An 18,044-nucleotide genomic window follows, 5' to 3' on the forward strand; every position below is an offset into this window, starting at 1 on the left:
CATAGGGGCCCCGGCCAAACACATCCACCCAGCCGGGCACACCCACCAAACCCCGGGCTCTAAACAGAGCACACCCACGACAAGCCCACCATCAGCGGACCTCGACCGCCCCCTCCTCGTCGGCGAACTGCGTCCGGTACAGCTCCTCGTACCGCCCACCCCGGCGCAGCAGCTCCTCGTGCGTACCCCGCTCAACCACCCGACCCGCCTCCACGACCAGGATCTGGTCAGCGGCGCGGATCGTCGACAGCCGGTGCGCGATGACCAGCGCCGTCCGCCCGTCGAGCGCCTCGGCCAACGCCTCCTGCACCGCGGCCTCCGACGTCGAGTCCAGGTGCGCGGTGGCCTCGTCCAGGATGACCACCCGCTGCCGGGCCAGCAGCAGCCGGGCGATGGTCAACCGCTGCCGCTCACCGCCGGAAAGCCGGTAGCCGCGCTCGCCGACGACCGTGTCCAGCGAATCGGGCAGGCTGGCGACCAGGTCGGCCAGGCGGGAGCGGCGCAGGGCGTCCCACAGCTCGTCCTCGCCCGCCTCCGGGCGGGCCAGCAGCAGGTTGGCCCGAATGGTGTCGTGGAACAGGTGGCCGTCCTGGGTGACCATGCCGAGGGTGGCGCGCACCGAGTCGGCGGTCAGGTCGCGCACGTCGACCCCGGAGAGCCGGACCGCGCCGGAGTCGACGTCGTAGAGCCGGGGGGCGAGCTGGGCGATGGTCGACTTGCCCGCCCCGGACGTCCCGACCAGGGCGACGGTCTGGCCCGCCTCGGCGCGGAAGGACACCCCGTGCAGGACCTCCACCCCGGCCCGGGTGTCGATCGCGGCGACCTCCTCCAGCGACGCCAGCGACACCTTGTCCGCCGACGGGTAGGCGAAGCGCACGTCCTCGAACTCCACCGACACCGGGCCGTCGGGCACCGGGCGGGCGCCGGGCTTGTCGGAGATCAGCGGCGGCAGGTCCAGGACCTCGAAGACCCGCTCGAAGCTGACCAGCGCGCTCATCACCTCGACGCGGGCCCCGGCGAGCGCGGTCAGCGGCGAGTACAGCCGGGTCAGCAGCAGCGCCAGCGACACGATCGACCCGGCGTCGAGCGAGCCCGTCACCGCCAGGTGGCCGCCGAGCCCGTAGACCAGGGCCAGGGCGAGTGCGGAGACCAGGGTCAGCGCGGTGACGAACACCGACTGCACCATCGCCGAGCGCACCCCGATGTCGCGCACCCGCCGGGCCCGCCCGGCGAACTCCCGCGACTCGTCCGCGGGCCTGCCGAACAGCTTGACCAGGGTCGCGCCGGGCGCGGAGAACCGCTCGGTCATCTGGGTCAGCATCGCCGCGTCCAGCGCCGCGGCCTCCCGGCGCAGGTCGGCGACCCGGCGGCCGATGCGGCGGGCGGGGATGACGAACACCGGCAGCAGCACCAGCGCCAGCAGCGTGATCTGCCAGGAGATGCCCAGCATCACGACCAGGGTCAGGGCCAGCGTGACCACGTTGGTGACCACCCCGGACAGGGTGTCGCTGAACGCCCGCTGCGCGCCGAGGACGTCGTTGTTGAGCCTGCTGACCAGGGCACCGGTGCGGGTCCGGGTGAAGAACGCGATCGGCATCCGCTGCACGTGGTCGAACACCCGCGACCGCAGGTCGAGGATCAGCCCCTCCCCGATGCCCGCCGACAACCACCGCGACACCAGGCCCAGCCCGGCCTCGGCGAGCGCGGCCCCGGCGATGAGCAGCGCCAGGACGACGACGACGCCGTCCGGGTCGCCCGCGACGATCGCGTTGACCACCCGGCCCGCCAGCACCGGGGACAGCACCGCCAGACCGGCGAGGACCACCCCGAGGACCAGGAAGGCGAGCAGGCGTTTGCGGCGGGGTTTGGCTATCTCCAGGATGCGTTTGGCGGTGACCCTGGTGGGCATCTTGCCCGCGGGGCCGCCGGTGCGGGCAGCGCTGTAGAGGGCGCTCCAGGCTGTCATCTCCATGCTCATGGGGGTCCTCCATCGTCGAACAGGTGATCAGCCTGAGGATAGGACCTCCACTTTGCTCGAGGTCAACCGCGATGCGGGCGGCGGGGTCCCCGCGGGTGGGTTCGCCTGGCGCGCTTTTCAGGCGCGGGGTTTTGGTGGGTGTGCTCGGCCGGGCTGCCCGTGCGCTTCGGCTCAAGCCCCGGGTTTTGCGGGTGGTGCCAGGCTGGGGCATGACCGGGCCGGCGGTTTCGGGGTGGCTGGTGGCTGCGCTGGTGGGGTTCCGGCCTGCGCCGGGCCGGTGGGGTTCGGGGTGGCTGGGGGCTTGTGGTCCGTGAGTGGCCGAGTGGTCCGGTGGGGACGCCCTAGACTGCGCGCGTGATCAGGATTGTGCGGGACTTTGGGACGGGGATCGGGCTGCTGGGGCGGGGGTTCCGGTTGGTGCTCGGCAACGGCGGGCTGCTGGTGCGCGGGGCGTTGCCCGCGTTGGTGACCAGCGTGGTCCTCTTCGCCGCCCTGGTCGGGCTGGCGCTGGGCATCGGTGACCTCGTCACCTGGGCCACGCCGTTCGCCGATGAGTGGGGCGAGGCGTGGCGCGGGGTGTTCCGCACCGCGCTGGGGGCCGGGGTGGTGATCGGGGCGGTGGCGCTGATGATGGTGCTGTTCTCGGCGCTCACGCTGATCATCGGCGGACCGTTCTACGAGAGCATCGCCGAGGAGGTCGAGGACCGGGAACTGGGTGGGGTGCCGCAGGCGCAGCGGATCGGGTGGGGTCGCTCGGCGTGGATCGGGTTGCGCGACGGGCTGCGGTTGGCCGGGTTGGCGATCCTGTTCGCCGTGGCGTTGTTCGCCGCCGGGTTCATCCCGGTGGTGGGGCAGACCGTGGTGCCGGTGGTGGCGGTGTTCGTCGGGGCGTGGTTGTTGGCGGTCGAGATGACGGCCATCCCGTTCGTGCGGCGGGGGCGGAGCCTGCGGGAGCGGCGGCGGGCGCTGGGGCGCAGGCGGGCGATGGCGCTGGGGTTCGCCGTGCCCGTCTACCTGCTGTGCCTGGTGCCGCTGCTGGCGCTGGTGGTCTTCCCGGCGGCGATGGCGGGCGGGACCCTGTTGGCCGCCAGGCTCACCGACGGTCAGGACTTGTAGGCGACGACCCCGACGACGGTGTGGTTCATCGGGGCCAGCGGGGAGAACCTGGGGCCGTCGGGCCACCAGTCGTGCAGGGGGACCAGGCCGGGGGGGACTCGGGTCAGGCCCGCCAGGAACCCGTCGATCTGGTCGCGGCCCCGGTGGGCGGTGGCCAGGGGGGTGTCGCGCAGTTCGCGGTCGAGGCGGTGGGCCAGCGCGCTGGGCTCGCCGCCGTCCTCGGGGTCGAAGTGGTGGGTGAGGACCAGGTAGGAGCCGGTGGGCAGCGCGTCCAGCCAGCCGCGCACCACGCCGAGGGCGGTGGCGTCGTCGGTGATGTGGTGGACGACGTCGCACATCATCAGGGCCACCGGGCGGGTCAGGTCCAGGTGGCGGGTGAGCACCGGGCTGGCCAGGGCGGCGGCCGGGTCGGTCAGGTCGGCCTCGGCGACGTGGGTGAGTTCGTTCTCCTCCAGCAGCGCCCGGCCGTGGGCCAGCACGATCGGGTCGTTGTCCACGTAGAACACCTTCGCCTCGGCGTTGGTGCGCTGCACGATCTGGTGGGTGTTGTCCGCCGTCGGCAGGCCCGCGCCCAGGTCGAGGAACTGGTCGACCCGGCGCTGCACGGTCAGCATCCGCAGGACCCGGCCGACCCACTCGCGGTGCTCGCGGGCGACCGCGCGGGCCTCGGGGGCGATCCGCAGCAGCCGTTCGACCAGGTTGCGGTCGGCGGTGTAGTTGTCCCGGCCGCCGAGGAGGGCGTTGGAGAGCCGGGCCTGGTTGGGCGCCTCCAGGTCGAGCCGTGCGCGCATCTGCACGTGCTCGACGCTCATGGGCGCTCCAAAGACTGGGTGACAACGGTTCGTGCTCACCGTAGTACAGACGGTCGCCTGTGTTCCATCATCAGCCGTACGGCGCACCCGTTCAGGGCAGCGATACCCACCGGTTTGCGGCTTGTCACGCTCCGCCACCGGACCGTTCGGTCGCCGGGTTCGACCGTCCCGGGGACGTGACTCAGGGCAACAGGGACCGGGCCGCGCCCAACTCCGCGAGGGTCGGGGGGTTGGCGCCCGCGCGGGAGCAGGTGATCGCCGCGACCGCGTTGGCGAAGTCGACCGCGTTCTCCAGTGACCGCCCGGTCACCGACGCGATGGCGGTGTGGTTGCCCGAGAGCAGGCCCGCCCGCGACAGCCAGTGCAGCAGCCCCGCCGTGAACGCGTCGCCCGCGCCCACCGTGTCGACCACCGTCGTCGGGGGGCCGGGGCGGGTGGTGGCGTGGTTGCCGGTGACGGCGTGGGCGCCGTCCGCGCCCAGGGTGACCACGACCAGGGACGGTCCCAGGGCCAGCCAGCGCACCGCCCGCTCGACCGGGTCCTCGCCGGGGTAGAGCCAGCCCAGGTCCTCCTCGCTGACCTTGACCACGTCGGACAGCGCCACCTGCCGCTCCACCCTGGGCCGCTCCTCGGCGGGGGTGCCGGACAGCGACGGGCGGACGTTCGGGTCGTAGGACACCGTGCGCTCGGTGCGCATGGCGGCTTCGACGACCCGCGCCCCCGGCTCCAGCAGGGTGGCCAGGGAACCCGTGTGCAGGCACTCCGCGCCGTCCAGCGGGGGCAGGGCGGTGATGTCCCAGGTGATGCGGAAGTCGTAGCGGGCCACCCCGGCGGCGTCCGTGGCGGCGAAGGCGACGCTGGTGTCGGAGGTGGGGGCGGGCAGGGGGCGGACGTCGACCCCGGCGTCGGTGAGGTGGGTGCGGACCAGGGTGCCGAACAGGTCGTCGCCCAGGCGGGTGCCCAGGACCGACGCGGTGCCCAGGCGGGTGAGGCCCAGGGCGACGTTGGCGGGGCTGCCGCCGGGGTGGGCGGTGAACGTGCGGCCGTCGGCGGCGGCGATGAGGTCGGCCAGGGCCTCGCCCACAACGGTGATCATCGACTGCTCCCGGCGGCGGTGTCGGAACTGGTGCGGGGCCAGCCTGCCACAGCTCGGGCGGGGTGCGGCGCGGCTGCGCGGCGGGCGGCGGCCCGGTGCCCGCAACCGCGCCCGGGGCGGTCGGGGCGCGTGCCCGGGAAGTGCCCGGAGGGAACAGGCCCCGGGTGGCCCGGGGCGATTTCGCCGAATCCGCCCGCGAGTGCCCAGGACAACCCTGAGCTGCGAACACCCGGAATGGGAATGGCGGACACGGCCGCGGGATGTGTGCCCGATCGGGGCGCGGTTGCCCATTCCCGGTGGCACGGACAGCGCGTTCCCGCTCGGAACCCCGGCGATCGGTGACCGAGTGGGGAGAACTCAGCCCGCGCGGGTCCACCGGGCCCGGCCCGGCCCCGCCGCGGGCCTCAGTTGGCGGTGGTGTCGTCGGGCAGGTGCCAGGCGTGCATGGTGATCTCCATGAGGAACCGCTGCTCGGGGTCGTTGAGGCGGTCGCCGAGCAGTTCCTCGATCTGGTTCATGCGGTAGCGGACGGTCTGCGGGTGCACCGCGAGCCGCGACGCCGTCTCGTTGATGTCGCCTCGGGTGTGCAGCCAGGTCCGCAGGGTGCTGGCGACCCGCTCGCGCTGCTTGTCGGTGAGGTCGGCGAACGCGGCGCGGATGGGCTGCGCCACGTGCGTGACCAGGGACTCGTCGGCGAACATGAGCAGCGTCGAGAGGTTGCGCGAGCACCAGGTGACGGCCACCTCGGGCAGCACGCCGCGGTGCACCAGCGACATCGCCTGCCGGGCCAGCCGCTGCGAGCGGTGCGCGTCGGCCAGCGGCACGGTGGGGCCGACCGCGGCGCGGCGGCCCTGCAGTTGCCCCTCCAGGTTCGGGAGCTGCGCGCGGGGGGCGGGCAGCACCAGGCACGGGTCGCCGCTCTCCAGGTCGACCAGGACGTCGCGGCCCAGGGCGGGGACCGGCAGGTGGTGCTGGTCGGTGCGGTACTCCAGGACGACGACGGCCACCTCGTCGGGGATCTGCCAGTCGGCGGCGGCGGCCAGCTCCACCAGGGACTGGGTGGGGGCGGGCGGGTCGGACAGGATGAGCTTCATGAGCTGGCGGCGCCTGCGCTCGTAGGACCCGCTGGCCTGCGCCTGGGCCTCGGTGTACCCGGCGACGGCGACCACGCACAGGTCGTCGACGTAGGCGAAGATCGCCTCGGCGACGGTGAGCAGCGTGTCGGCCGGGATGCCCAGCTCCTGGCCCGCGACGCTGACGTGCCGCCACACCGCGCGGGCGCCGACCCGGACCGCGGTCTGCAGCGAGTCCATGGTGCGGCCCTCGAGGAACTCCATCCGGCCCGCGTAGCGGAAGGCGGCCAGCCAGTCGGAGCGGTCGGCGGTGGGGTCGGCGATGAACTCGAAGCACTGCATGATGGCGGCCTGCACGCTGCCCAGCAGCACCTCGCCGAACTTGCCCTCCACCGGCTGGCGGTAGGCGGGCACGGCCTCCTGGATCGCCTCGACGGCGTCCTGGATGAGCGTCCTGGCCAGCGGGCGCACCCGGTCGGCGATGCCCGGCACGACCGACGCCCAGATCGGGACCGCCGTGACGCCGGGCCCGGGCTTGTCCGATCCGCTGCCGACCGGCCCGCCCCGCTGCGTCACCGCCATCTCGCCCTCCACCCGCGCGATATCGACACCCCCGCACGACTTCGTGTCCATTGGTGTCCTCGAACACTAAAGAGGGGTCAAGGGGCTGTCAATCGTCCACGCAGGCCGGTTGCCGCACCGGTGGACGGGTTTGCGTGCCGGTGGCAAGCCGCGAACGCCCGAACTGTTCATACCTGCACAATTCCGCTCGCCCGTGACAATGCGACCCGAAGCCGTTCTATGCTTTGCCGAAAATCATTCGGGAAAGGTGCTTCGATGGGTATTTCGGCGCGCGAGGCCGTGTTGCACGGCCGCCGGATCGGCTACCTGCACCTGCTCCCGGAGGGCGCCCCGACCGACGACCCGCTGGTGCTGGTGCACGGGTTGGCGGGAACCAGCGCCACCTGGAAGCCGCTGCTGGCCGAACTGGACCGCCGCGGCCGCACCCGCGAGGTGATCGCGGTCGACCTGCCCGGGCACGGCCGCTCGCAGCGCCCGCACGGCGACTACTCGATCGCCGGTTACGCCAACGTAGTCCGGGACCTGCTCGTCGGGCTCGGGCACCGGCACGTGACCCTGGTCGGGCACTCGCTCGGCGGCGGGGTGGCGCTGCAGTTCTCCTACCAGTTCCCGCAGATGTGCGGCCGGGTCGTGCTGGTCGACAGCGGCGGGCTGGGCACCGGGGTCAGCCGGGCGATCCGGGCGGCGAACCTGCCGGGCACCGCGGTGGCGCTGCCGCTGATCGCCAACCGGCTGACCGTCGCCCTGGCGCGGGCGGTCGTGGGACGGCGGGTGGAGGCGCGCGAGCTGGTCGAGCACTTCGGCACGCTGGCCTCGCGGGACGCGCGGACCTCGTTCGTGCGCACCGTGCGGGCCTCGGTGGGGCTCGGCGGGCAGCGGGTCTCGGCCACCGAAAAGCTGTACCTGGCCGAGGACCTGCCGTCGCTGGTCATCTGGGGCACCGAGGACCGGGTGATCCCGGTGGGGCACGGGCGCCGCGCCGCCGACCTGATGCCCGGTTCGCGGCTGGTGGAGCTGGAGGGGGCGGGGCACTTCCCGCACGTGGCCCAGCCCGCGTGGTTCGCCGACGTGCTGCTGGGGTTCCTGGACGAGACCACCCCCGCCCGGCTGGACGTGGAGGACCTGGCGCACCACGTGGACGCCTGAGCACCGGTGGGGGTGGGCCGTGCCCACCCCCACCGGGGGCTACAGGCCCAGGTTGGCGGTGAGCCAGGGCCAGGCGGTCCGCAGTTCGCGCTTCCAGTAGGGCCAGGTGTGCGTGCCCTGGTAGAAGTGCTCGGTCACCGCGATCCCCTGCGACCGCAGCTTCCACACGAACGACTGCGAGGACGCGAAAGACGCCGGTTCCACCGGGTCGGCCGCGCCGGGGAAGTCCAGGGGGCCGAAGATGCCGTTGCCGCTGGAGACGTAGAGCGCTGTGCCCCGCAGCTTGTCGGTGTGGTCGTACGGGTTGTTGTCCGACCACCGCTGCCGCTGGAAGATCTCGTCGCCCCACAGGTCCAGCGGGTTGTAGCCCTCCATGGTCACGAGCCCTTGCAGGACCAGGGGGACCGTGGGCAGCAGCGTGTTGGGGGCGCCGCTGAAGGACGCCGCGGCGACGAACATCCCCGGGTGGCGGAAGGCGTAGGCCATCGCGCCGTAGCCGCCGACCGACAGGCCCGCCACCACCCGGCGGGTGCCGCTCTTGTAGCCGCGCTCGACGATCTGGCGGACCTCCTCGGTGTGGAAGCGGTCCCAGTCCTGGCCGTCGCCGCGACCGGAGTTCCACCACTTCGAGTACATGCCCGCCTTGCCGTCCGAGGGCTGCACGACGATCAGGTCCAGGGGCGCGGCGAGGGCGGCGATGTCGCTGTAGGCCGACCAGGACCGGAAGTCGGCGTTCTCGCAGCAGCCGTGCAGCAGCCACAGGGCGGGCCAGGTGCGGGTGGCACCGTCCCAACCGGAGGGCAGCAGCAGCCGGACCCAGCCGTCGCCGCGCAGGGCGGGCGAGGCGATGCGCAGGTCGAGCGTGCGCTCGTCGACCCGGACCTCCTCGACGACCCGGGCGCCGTCGTCGGCGGTGACCGCCGCCGCGGCGGCTTGCGGTGCGGGCAGGGTGAGGGGGACGGCGACGGCCGTCGAGGCGAGCAGGGCGAGGGCGAGCAGCCATCGCGTGCGGCGGTGTGCCAAGGGGTTCTCCGGCGGAAGGGGTTGTGCGGGGTTCATACCCGGACCGGTGCCTCCAGGGCTCGGGCCAGGTGTCGGGCCAGGGTGCGGACCCGGGGTGGGTCGATCATGCTCAGGTGGTCGCCGGGCACCCGGGTGACCCGCAGGTCCGGGCACAGCGCGTCCCAGCCGAGCGCCTCGTCGGTGCGCAGGTAGCGCGGGTCGAGGGTGGCGGTGAGCGGGTGCGGGTCGGTGGCGCGCAGCAGCAGCACCGGACCGGCGTAGGGCCTGGGCCGCCACCGCTCGCCGACCCGGGCGTCCACGTAGGACGTGTACTGGTGGCGCAGCGCGCCCCGGCCCAGGTCGGGCACGGCGGCGAGGCGGTCCATCACCACGTCGACCTGCTCCTCCTCGTCGAGGGCGGCGAGCACCTCGCGCGGCAGGTCCAGCGCCACCCCGTAGGTCCGCTCGACGTGCTCGGCGAACCGGTCGAAGCGGTCCAGCACCAGGTCGGCCGGGTCGGCGCCGGGCAGCGGGAGGACGGTGTCGATGAGCACCAGCCGGTCGACGCGCTCACCCTGCTCGGTGAGCAGGCGGGCGACCTCGTAGGCCAGGCAGCCGCCGAAGGACCAGCCGCCGAGCCGGTAGGGGCCGCTGGGCTGCCGCTCGCGCAGCAGGCTCGCGTAGCGGGCCGCCTTCGACTCCACGGTGGACTCGTCGTCGAGCCGCTCGAAGCCCAGGACCGGGTAGGACGTCGGCAGTTCGGCCACCAGCGGCTGGTAGACCGTGGTCGGGCCGCCCGCCGGGTGGAACAGCGCCAGCGGCGGACTGCCGCCGCCCGCGCGCAGCACGGTGACCGGCCCCGGGGCGCCTTCGAGTTCGTCGCGGACCAGGTCGGCCTGGGCGGCGATGGTGGGGCGGGCGAACAGCGAGGTCACCGGCGGCACCTCGGCCAGCCTGGCGGACAGGGCCGCGTGCACCCTGGCCGCGGCGGCCTCGTCGCCGCCGAGGTCGTAGAAGCCGGTGTGCACCCCGGTGGGGGCGCTGCCGAGGGCGTCGGTCCACACCACGGTGAGCCAGCGCTCGGTCGGGTCGCGCGGGGCGACCCCGTGCGGGCCGGGGGCGGCGACCGCGGCGGGCAGGCCCAGCTCGTCGCCTACGTGTCGGGCGACCTCGGCCAGGCTCGCGCCGCGCAGCAGCAGGGCCACCGGGAGGGCGACGTCGAAGTCCTGCCGCACCGCGGCGCGCAGGCGCGCGGCCATCAGCGAGTCGATGCCGAGGTCGGTCAGCGGGGCGGCGGGGTCGACCGTCGCCGGGTCGGCGCCGGTGAGCCGGGCCAGGCCGACGACCAGGTGCGCCACCAGGGCACCGCGCGAACCCGGGCCGCGGGTGAGGGCAGGCGCCGGGAGCGCGGCGGGGGCGGCCGAAGCGGTCAACGCGGACAGGTACGGCCTGCGGGCGAGGGCCGGGAACAGCGACAGGGCGCGCGGCACGTCCAGGCGGGCCACCCCGAGCCCGGACCGGTCGTGCGCCAGCGCCCCCGCCAGCGCGGCCATCCCGTGCGCCGGGTCGACCTCGGCGAAGGCCGCGTTCGGGCGGTCGGAGCGGGAACCGTCGTCCCGGGCCCAGGCACCCCAGTCCAGGGTGACCGCGGGCAGGCCGCGGGCGCGCCGGGCCTCGACCAGGGCGTCCAACCAGGCGTTGGCGGTGGCGTAGGCGGCCTGGCCGGGAGCGCCGACCAGACCCGACATGGAGGCGAAGGCCACCCACCAGTCCAACTCGAGCCGCTCGGTGGCCTGGTGCAGCCGCAGCCCACCGAGCACCTTGGGCCGCCACACCCGCGCGATGGCCTCCCGGCTCAACCCGGCCACCGGGTGGTCGGCGAGCACCCCGGCGGCGTGCACCACCCCGCGCAGCGGCACCCCGCCGCGCTGAGCGCGGGCGATCAGGGTCGCGGCGAAACCCGGCTCGGCCAGGTCACCGAGCACCACGTCGACCTCCACACCACGGGCGCGGGCATCGCGGATGCCCGGCTCGGCCCCCGGGCGGTGCACCCGACCCGCCAGCACGACACGGGTGGCGCCACCGTCGACCAGCCAGCGGGTGAGCCTGCGGCCGAGTTCCCCGGTACCCCCGGCGACGACGTAGGCACCCGCCCGCACGACCGGGGGGCGGCCGTCGGCGGAAGGGGTGGTCGCGGTGATCAACCGGGCGCGCAGCCGCCTGCCCGAACGCCAGGCCACCTCGTCGTCATCGCGCCCGGCCCGCAACTCGGCGGCCACCGCGGGCGCACCGGAGGCCAGGTCGACGTCGAGGAGGGTGGCGTGCAACTCCGGGTGCTCGAAGGCGAGCACCCGGACCAGGCCGCGCAGGCACGCCAGGCCCGGCTCCCCCGGCTCGGCACCCGGGACGGTGGCACCGCCGGTGGTGACCACCCACAGCCGGGGCGGGTGGTCGCGCCGGGCGAGCAGGGCGGCGATCGCGGTGACGGTGTGCACCAGGGCCTCGGCGTGACCGGGAGCGCGGTAGCGGGCGGTGGGACCCGCCACCACGACCACACCGGTCGCGGCCTCACGCTCCAGACCCGCGACGGTGACCTCGACGACCTCGTCCTCCTCGGCGAGGACAGCGGCGAGGCCGGGCAGACCGGGGAGCGCGACATCCCCCTCCGGCACCAACACCCAGCGCCGCCGGGGCACGAGGACCGGATCACCAGCGGCCCGCGCGGCGGAGAAGATCGGATCGCCTGCGGCCCGCACGACCACCTCGGCAGCAGGCACCGGCTCGCCCGCGGCTCGCGCAGCCACCTCGGCGGCGGAGGCCGAGTCGCCCATGGTCCGCACGGCCACCTCGGCAACGGAAATCAGGTCGCCCGTGGTTTGCGCAGCCATTTCGGCGGTGGGGATCGAGGCGCCTGCGATCCGCGCAGCCACCTCGGTGACAGAGAGCGGGTCGCCCGGGGCCCGCACGGCCACCTCGGCCGTGGGGATGAGGGCACCCGTGGTTCGCGCGGTGGCCTCGGCGGCGGGGGCCGGGACACCTCCGATCCGCACGGCCGCCCCGGCGGGGAGCGGGGGGTCCGTGGGTCGGTGGGTGGCGGCGGGGAGTGGGGCCGGGTCCCAGCGGCGTTCGACGGCTGGGCCGCCGCTCCCGGCCCGGTCGGGGGCGGGGGCGCGCACGTCGAGCAGTTCGACCAGGACGGAGCCGTCGGCGGCGAGCAGGCGGACCGTGCCGAGCAGGACACCGGGGGCGGTGACCTCGGCGGTGGCGACGCAGTGGGTGCCCAGGGCCGGGTCGCCGGGTACGCGGGTGCGGGCGACCCCGTCCGGGATGTGGTGGCCCGCGGCGCCGGGGAGGCCCGCGGCGGCCGGGACCAAGGCTTGCAGGCAGGCGTCGGCGAGGGCCGGGTGCAGGGCGAAGCCGTCGTCGCCGCCCGCGGCGGCGGGCAGGTGGACGCGGGCGGTGGCGGTGCCGGGGGTGGCGCGGACGTCGGTGAGGCCGCGGAACGCCGGGCCGCGCTGCTGCCCGGCGGCGATCAAGGCGGCGCGCAGGTCGAACGGTTCGCCCCCGGGCGGGTGGGCCACCGGGGCGGGCGGGGCGGCGGTGTCGGGCAGGACCCGGGCGGTCGCGTGGGTGACCCAGCCGCCGTCGGCGTCGCGGGAGCGCACGGTGAGGCGGCCCGCCCGGTCGAGTTCGGTGGTGAGGACGGTGTGCGGGCCGGGGGTGAGCGGTTCGGTCAGCGCCAGGTCCGCCACCAGCACCCGGGGGCCGAGCGTGGTCCGACCGGCGGCCAGCGCCAGCTCCAGGAACGCGGTGCCGGGCAGCGCGCCCGACCCGTGGGCGCGGTGGTCGGCCAGCCACGGCAGGCGCCGCACCGGCAGCGGCGCCTGCCACACGTGCCTGCCGTCGTCGGGGAGTTCGACGTGCGCGCCGAGCAGCGGGTGCGCCGCGGGGACGGCCGGGGCGCGCTCGGGCACCCAGTGCCTGCGGTGCCGCCAAGCCGGGCCGGGGAGGTCGACCACCGGGCCGAGCGGGTAGCGGGTGCCCAGGGCGGTCGAGTCGCCGTGCACGTGCAGGGTGGCCTGTGCCCGCAGCCACTCGGCCACCGCCGCCCCGCGCCGCAGCGTCGGCACCACCAGCACCGGTTCCGCCCGCCCGTGCGCCTCGAAGCGGTAGGCGGCCACGGTGTCCCCGGGAACCGCCGCAGGCGCAACGGGAACCGCCGCAGAGGCGGGGGAAGCCGCCTCGGGCGTAAAGGAAACCGCCTCGGGCATGACAGGAACCGCCGCAGGCGCGAGGGGAGCCACCTCGGGCGCAACGGGGACCGCCGTAGGCGCAACGGGGACCACCTCAGGCGCAACGGGAACCGCCGCAGGGGCAGGGGAAGCCACCTCGGGCGTGACAGGAACCGCCACAGGGGCGAGGGAAGCCGCCTCGGGCGGGCCGGAGACCGCCGTAGGCGCGAGAGGGATCGCCGCAGGGGCAAGGGAAGCCACCTCGGGTGTGACGGGAACCGCCGCAGGCGCGAGGGGGGCCACCTCGGGCGTGGAGGGAACCGGTGGCGCCGGGGTGCGTCGGGCGACGGCGAAGTCCGGCAGCACGGGCGGCAGGACTCCGATGCCCGTGGCGCTGGTGCGCGGGTTCGCGGCGTTGTGGGCGGCGGCGGTCTGCTCGACGGCGGTCAGCGCCACCGGGTGCGGGGCGACCTCGACGAAGCGGGTGTGCCCGGCGGTGAGGGCGGCCGAGACCGCCCGGGTGAAGTGGACCGGCTGCCGCAGGTTCGCCGCCCAGTAGTCGACGGTGCCCAGGGTCGGGGTCCCCGCGTCGCCTGCCACGCTGGAGTGGAAGGGGATCTCGGGTGGGCGGGGGGTCAGGCCGGTCAGGGCGGCGCGGAAGGCGGGCAGCGCCGGGTCGATGGCCGCGGAGTGGGCGGCGGCGCGCACCCGCAGGGGTCGGGCGAAGCCGCCGCCGGAGTCGACGTGGGCCACCAGGCGGGCGACCTGCGCGGCCGGGCCGCTGACCGTGCACAGGCGGGGCGCGGCGTGCACCGCGATGCCGACACCGGGGTGATCCGGTGCCAGCGCGGCGAACTCGGCGTCGGACAGCTCCAGCGCGGCCATGGCGCCCGTGCCCGTCGCGTCCAGCTCCGCCAGGACCTCGGTCCGGGCGGTGACCACGCGCAGGCCCTGCTCGGCGTCCAGGACGCCCGCGACCACGGCGGCGCTCACCTCGCCGACGGAGTGGCCCAGGACCGCGGCGGGCAGCACGCCGTGGGCCCGCCACAGGCCCGCCAGGGCGAGCTGCATCCCGTACAGCGCCGGGGCCTGCACGGTGAACGGGGCGGCGGCCGGGTCCCGCAGCGCCGCGCGCAGGGAGAAGCCCGCCGCCGCGAACAGCGGTTCCAGCCGGTCGACCTCGGCGAGGAACGCGGGTTCGGCGGCCAGCAGTTCCCGGCCCATGCCCGGCCAGTGCGAGCCGAAGCCGGAGAACACGAAGACGGGACCGGTGTCCGGCGCCGCCGCGGTCGGGACCCGGCCCTGCACCGCCGCGGCCGAGGACGCGCCGGAGGCCACCGCGCGCAGCGCCTCCGCCAGTTCCTCGCGGCCGGTGGCGACCACGGCGGCGCGGACGGGCAGGTGTTCGCGGCGGGCGGTGAGGGTGGCGGCGACGTCGGCGAGGGGGACCCGGGCGCCGTCGGTGGTCTCCAGCCAGTCGACCAGGTCGGCGGCGCGGTCGCGCAGGGTGGCGTGGGTGCGGGCGGACAGGGCGAAGACCTCGGGGCGGGGGGCCACCGGGTCCGGTTCGCGCGCCGCGGGCCACTCCTCCAGCACCACGTGGGCGTTGCTGCCGCCGAAGCCGAACGCCGACACGCCCGCGCTGGCGGAACCGGAGTAGCGCGGCCACGGGGTCGTCTCGGCGGTGACCCGCAGGCCGAGGGCGTCGAAGTCGATCAGCGGGTTGGGGGTGCGGTAGTGCAGCGTCGGTGGGATGCGGCCGTGGGTGAACGACAGCACGACCTTGATCAGGCCGACCACCCCGGCCGCGCCCTCCAGGTGCCCCAGGTTGGTCTTGACCGAGCCGACGAGCAGCGGCCGGTCGCGGCCGCGGCCCGCGCCGAGGACCGCGCCGAGCGCGCCCGCCTCGATCGGGTCGCCCAGCGGGGTCCCGGTGCCGTGCGCTTCCACGTAGTCCACTGTGGAGGGATCGATGTCGGCGGCGGGGTAGACCCCGGCCAGCAGCGCCGCCTGCGCCTCCGGGTTGGGGGCCATCATGCCGTTGGAGCGGCCGTCGGAGTTGGTTGCGGTGCCGCGCACGACCGCGAGCACCCGGTCGCTGCGGGCGCGGGCGTCGGCGAGGCGGCGCAGCACGACGACCCCGCAGCCCTCGCCGCGGCCGATGCCGTCGGCCGCGGCGTCGAAGGCCTTGCAGCGGCCGTCGGCGGCCAGCACGCCGGAGCGGGCGAAGGTGCCGGTGACCGCCGGGGTGAGCATGACGTTGACCCCGCCGACCAGGGCCAGGTCGGTTTCGCCGCGGCGCAGGGCACCGACCGCGTGGTGCACGGCCACCAGCGACGACGAGCAGGCGGTGTCGACGACCATCGACGGGCCGCGCAGGTCCAGCAGGTACGACAGCCGGTTGGCCACCGCGCTGGCCGCCGCGCCGGTGCCCGACCACGGTTCCACCGCCTCCGGGTCGGCCAGGCTGAACAGCCCGTACTCCGAAGCGGACACTCCCATGTAGACACCGGTGCGGGTGCCGCGCAGCGAACCGGGGGCGATGCCCGCGTGTTCGAGCGCCGCCCACGCCACCTCCAGGGTGATGCGCTGCTGCGGGTCCATCACGTCGGCCTCGCGCGGGGTGATGCCGAAGAACTCCGCGTCGAACCCGGCGACGTCGTCGAGGAAGCCGCCGGTGGTCGGCAGCAGCCGCAGCACGTGCGGCGGGGCGTTCCAGCGGCCCGGCGGGCGCGGGCCGATGGCGTCGGCGCCGCGGTCGAGCAGGTCCCAGAACGCCGCCGGGGAGTCGATGCCGCCGGGCAGCCTGCACCCCACGCCCACCACCGCGATCGGTTCCTCGGGCGAGGGCGGCGGCGGGGGCGCGGCGGGAATGGCGCCCGCGGGCAGGACGGGGCGGGCGCCGGTGACCGCGGCCGCGAGCGCGGCGACGGTCGGGTGGCGGTAGCCGAACGTGGGCGGCAGCGACCGGCCGGTGCGCCTGCCCAGGTCGCCGACCAGGCCGACCAGGTCGCGGGAGGACAGCCCGTACTCCAGCAGCGGTCGCTGCGGGTCGATCGCGGCGCGCGGCAGCGCGGCCGCCTCCGCCACCCGGTCGAGCAGCCAACCGACGAGGTCCTGCGCCCCGTCGGGCACCGTCATGACGGACCGGTCTCGGCCAGCGAGTCGGCCAGGTAGCGCTCGCGGCAGGCGATCCGCGACAGCTTGCCGCTGGAGGTGCGCGGCAGGCTGTCCGGCGCCACGATCTGCACCTCGCGCAGGGTCAGCGCGTGCCGGTCGGCGACCGCGGCGCGCACCGCGGCGGCCACCGCGGAGTGGTCGAGCCCGTGCGCGGGCACGGTCTTGGCGCGCTCGGCCAGCACCACCGCGCGCTCGCCGTCGGCGCCGGAGACCGCGAAGGCCACCACGTTGCGCGGGCGGATCGCCTGGTGCGCGGCCTCGACGGTGCGCTCGACGTCGTGCGGGTAGTGGTTGCGGCCGTCGACGACGATGAGGTCCTTGATCCGGCCGGTGATGTAGAGCTCGCCGTCGTACCAGACGCCGAGGTCGCCGGTGGCCAGCCACGGACCACCCGGGGCGCCCGCGCCGTTGACGGAGTTGCGGAAGACCCGCGCGGACTCCTCCGGCCGGTTCCAGTAGCCGCTGCCCACGTTCGGGCCCGCCACCCACACCTCGCCGACCCGGCCGGGGGCGCTGGGCACCCGGGTGGTCGGGTCCACCACGAGCACGCCCTGCTCGATCGGCTGCCCGCAGGACACCAGCCGCACCACGTCGGCGGCGTCGTCGTCGACGGTGACCGCGCGGCCCTCGGCCAGCGCCACCCGGTCGAAGCGGTGGTCGACGGCGGGTCTGCCCGGTCTGCTGGCGGAGACGAACACGGTCGCCTCGGCCAGCCCGTAGGACGGGCGGTGCACCTCCGGGCGCAGCCCGCACGGGCCGAAGGCGGTGTGGAAGCGCTCGATCACCGCGGCCTGCACCGGTTCGCTGCCGTCGATCAGCGCGGTCACGGTGTCCAGCCGCAGCCGGGACTTCTCCCAGTCCGACACCTTGGCCGCGGCGTAGGCGTAGGCGAAGCTGGGGGCGGCGCTGATCGCGCCCGGGTTCACCGACAGCGCGCGCAGCCACCGCTCGGGGCGCTCGACGAAGGCCAGCGGGTCCATCAGCACCGTGCGCACGCCCGCCACCAGCGGGGCGGCCACCGACAGCACCAGGCCCATGTCGTGGAACAGCGGCAGCCAGCTCACGGTGACCGAGTCCTGGCGCATCCCGTAGGCGCGGTTGGCCTGCCGGGCGTTGGCCACGACGTTGCCGTGGGTGATCATCACCCCGCGCGGGTCGCCGGTGGAGCCGGAGGTGTACTGCAGGTAGGCCAGGTCGCCCGGCGCCAGCGGGACCGGCTCGAAGTGCGCGGCGATCGCCGAGGGCAGGGTGTCGACGGAGATGACCTGGGCGACCGGGAGCCGGTGGGTCTCCACGAACGCGGTGACCGACGGCGCGGCGTCCTGGGTGGTGAGCACGGTGGAGGAGGCGCAGTCGCGCAGCACCGCGGCGAGCCGGTCGCCGTGCCCCGGCATGTCCGGGGTGAACAGCGGGACCGCGGCGGCACCGGCGCGCAGCGCGCCGAGGAAGGCCACCACGTAGTCCGGTGTCTGTCCGATGAGGACGGCCACCGGGGCGCCCTTGCGCACCCGGCGCTGCAACCAGGCCGCGACCGCGCCGACCCTGGCGTCGAGTTCGCGCCAGGTCCAGGTCGACTGGGCGCCGCCGCTGTGCGAGCGGAAGTCGAGGTAGCTCAGCGCCACCTCGTCGGGGTTGCGCGCCGCCCAGGCGCCCAGCAGACCGGGTAGGTCCTCCGCGGCGGGCAGGCCGCCGTCCTTGATCGCGGAACTCATCTGCACAGTCCTCACCAGGGGGCCACGTCGACACCGGACGAGAAAACGTGAGTCTCCTTTTCCGCCGGTGGGTGGAAAAGGCGTTCCGATCACGGTAATGCCGATGTTACTGGTG

The 18,044-nt window shown here is 75.2% G+C and carries 9 protein-coding genes; 2 read left to right on the forward strand and 7 right to left on the reverse strand.

Annotated features, from left to right (window positions below):
- Positions 1 to 91: 91 nt before the first annotated feature.
- Entirely contained in the window at positions 92 to 1,972 is a 1,881-nt protein-coding gene (locus tag UO65_RS15100; RefSeq protein WP_200873379.1) for an ABC transporter ATP-binding protein, read from the reverse strand.
- A gap of 360 nt (positions 1,973 to 2,332) precedes the next feature.
- On the opposite strand from UO65_RS15100, the gene UO65_RS15105 reads away from it, so the two are divergent.
- On the forward strand, positions 2,333 to 3,094 hold the full coding sequence (locus tag UO65_RS15105; protein ID WP_084175609.1) for an EI24 domain-containing protein: 762 nt from the start codon (positions 2,333 to 2,335) through the stop codon (positions 3,092 to 3,094).
- Here UO65_RS15105 and UO65_RS15110 read toward each other — a convergent pair.
- The 3 genes from UO65_RS15110 to UO65_RS15120 all read right to left on the reverse strand — a co-directional run bounded on the left by UO65_RS15110 (position 3,082) and on the right by UO65_RS15120 (position 6,657).
- A complete protein-coding gene (locus UO65_RS15110) occupies positions 3,082 to 3,906 on the reverse strand; it encodes an SAM-dependent methyltransferase (protein WP_035283052.1) in 825 nt (274 codons plus the stop codon). The two genes, UO65_RS15105 and UO65_RS15110, sit on opposite strands and share 13 nt — an antisense overlap.
- Before the next feature lie 181 nt (positions 3,907 to 4,087).
- Positions 4,088 to 5,002: a carbohydrate kinase family protein gene (locus tag UO65_RS15115; protein ID WP_035283053.1), complete on the reverse strand. Its 915-nt coding sequence runs from the start codon at positions 5,000 to 5,002 to the stop codon at positions 4,088 to 4,090.
- Between the two features lie 404 nt (positions 5,003 to 5,406).
- On the reverse strand, positions 5,407 to 6,657 hold the full coding sequence (locus UO65_RS15120) for a PucR family transcriptional regulator (protein ID WP_146241377.1): 1,251 nt from the start codon (positions 6,655 to 6,657) through the stop codon (positions 5,407 to 5,409).
- A 255-nt stretch (positions 6,658 to 6,912) separates the two neighbouring features.
- Here UO65_RS15120 and UO65_RS15125 point away from each other — a divergent pair, with 255 nt between their 5' ends.
- Complete coding sequence (locus tag UO65_RS15125; protein ID WP_035283055.1) at positions 6,913 to 7,803, forward strand: alpha/beta fold hydrolase; 891 nt, start codon at positions 6,913 to 6,915, stop codon at positions 7,801 to 7,803.
- A 39-nt stretch (positions 7,804 to 7,842) separates the two neighbouring features.
- Here UO65_RS15125 and UO65_RS15130 read toward each other — a convergent pair whose 3' ends face one another.
- From UO65_RS15130 to UO65_RS15145, 3 genes are read right to left on the reverse strand one after another with little or no spacing between them, the layout of a single operon-like run.
- Positions 7,843 to 8,826: an alpha/beta hydrolase gene (locus UO65_RS15130; protein ID WP_035283056.1), complete on the reverse strand. Its 984-nt coding sequence runs from the start codon at positions 8,824 to 8,826 to the stop codon at positions 7,843 to 7,845.
- 32 nt (positions 8,827 to 8,858) lie between these two features.
- Positions 8,859 to 16,178: a type I polyketide synthase gene (locus tag UO65_RS33355; RefSeq protein WP_052021200.1), complete on the reverse strand. Its 7,320-nt coding sequence runs from the start codon at positions 16,176 to 16,178 to the stop codon at positions 8,859 to 8,861.
- On the reverse strand, positions 16,175 to 17,929 hold the full coding sequence (locus UO65_RS15145) for a fatty acyl-AMP ligase (protein WP_035283058.1): 1,755 nt from the start codon (positions 17,927 to 17,929) through the stop codon (positions 16,175 to 16,177). Before UO65_RS15145 ends, UO65_RS33355 begins: the two co-directional genes overlap by 4 nt.
- Positions 17,930 to 18,044: the final 115 nt, after the last annotated feature.

Origin of the sequence: Actinokineospora spheciospongiae (genome assembly GCF_000564855.1) — a bacterium.
Classification (GTDB): domain Bacteria; phylum Actinomycetota; class Actinomycetes; order Mycobacteriales; family Pseudonocardiaceae; genus Actinokineospora; species Actinokineospora spheciospongiae.

Bases quoted from the DNA above. Each gene is read 5' to 3' on its own strand.
- UO65_RS15100 (WP_200873379.1), bottom strand. From the start codon at position 1,972: ATGGAGATGACAGCCTGGAGCGCCCTCTACAGCGCTGCCCGCACCGGC.
- UO65_RS15125 (WP_035283055.1), top strand. From the start codon at position 6,913: ATGGGTATTTCGGCGCGCGAGGCCGTGTTGCACGGCCGCCGGATCGGC.
- UO65_RS15110 (WP_035283052.1), bottom strand. From the start codon at position 3,906: ATGAGCGTCGAGCACGTGCAGATGCGCGCACGGCTCGACCTGGAGGCG.
- UO65_RS15145 (WP_035283058.1), bottom strand. From the start codon at position 17,929: ATGAGTTCCGCGATCAAGGACGGCGGCCTGCCCGCCGCGGAGGACCTA.
- UO65_RS15115 (WP_035283053.1), bottom strand. From the start codon at position 5,002: ATGATCACCGTTGTGGGCGAGGCCCTGGCCGACCTCATCGCCGCCGCC.
- UO65_RS15120 (WP_146241377.1), bottom strand. From the start codon at position 6,657: ATGGCGGTGACGCAGCGGGGCGGGCCGGTCGGCAGCGGATCGGACAAG.
- UO65_RS33355 (WP_052021200.1), bottom strand. From the start codon at position 16,178: ATGACGGTGCCCGACGGGGCGCAGGACCTCGTCGGTTGGCTGCTCGAC.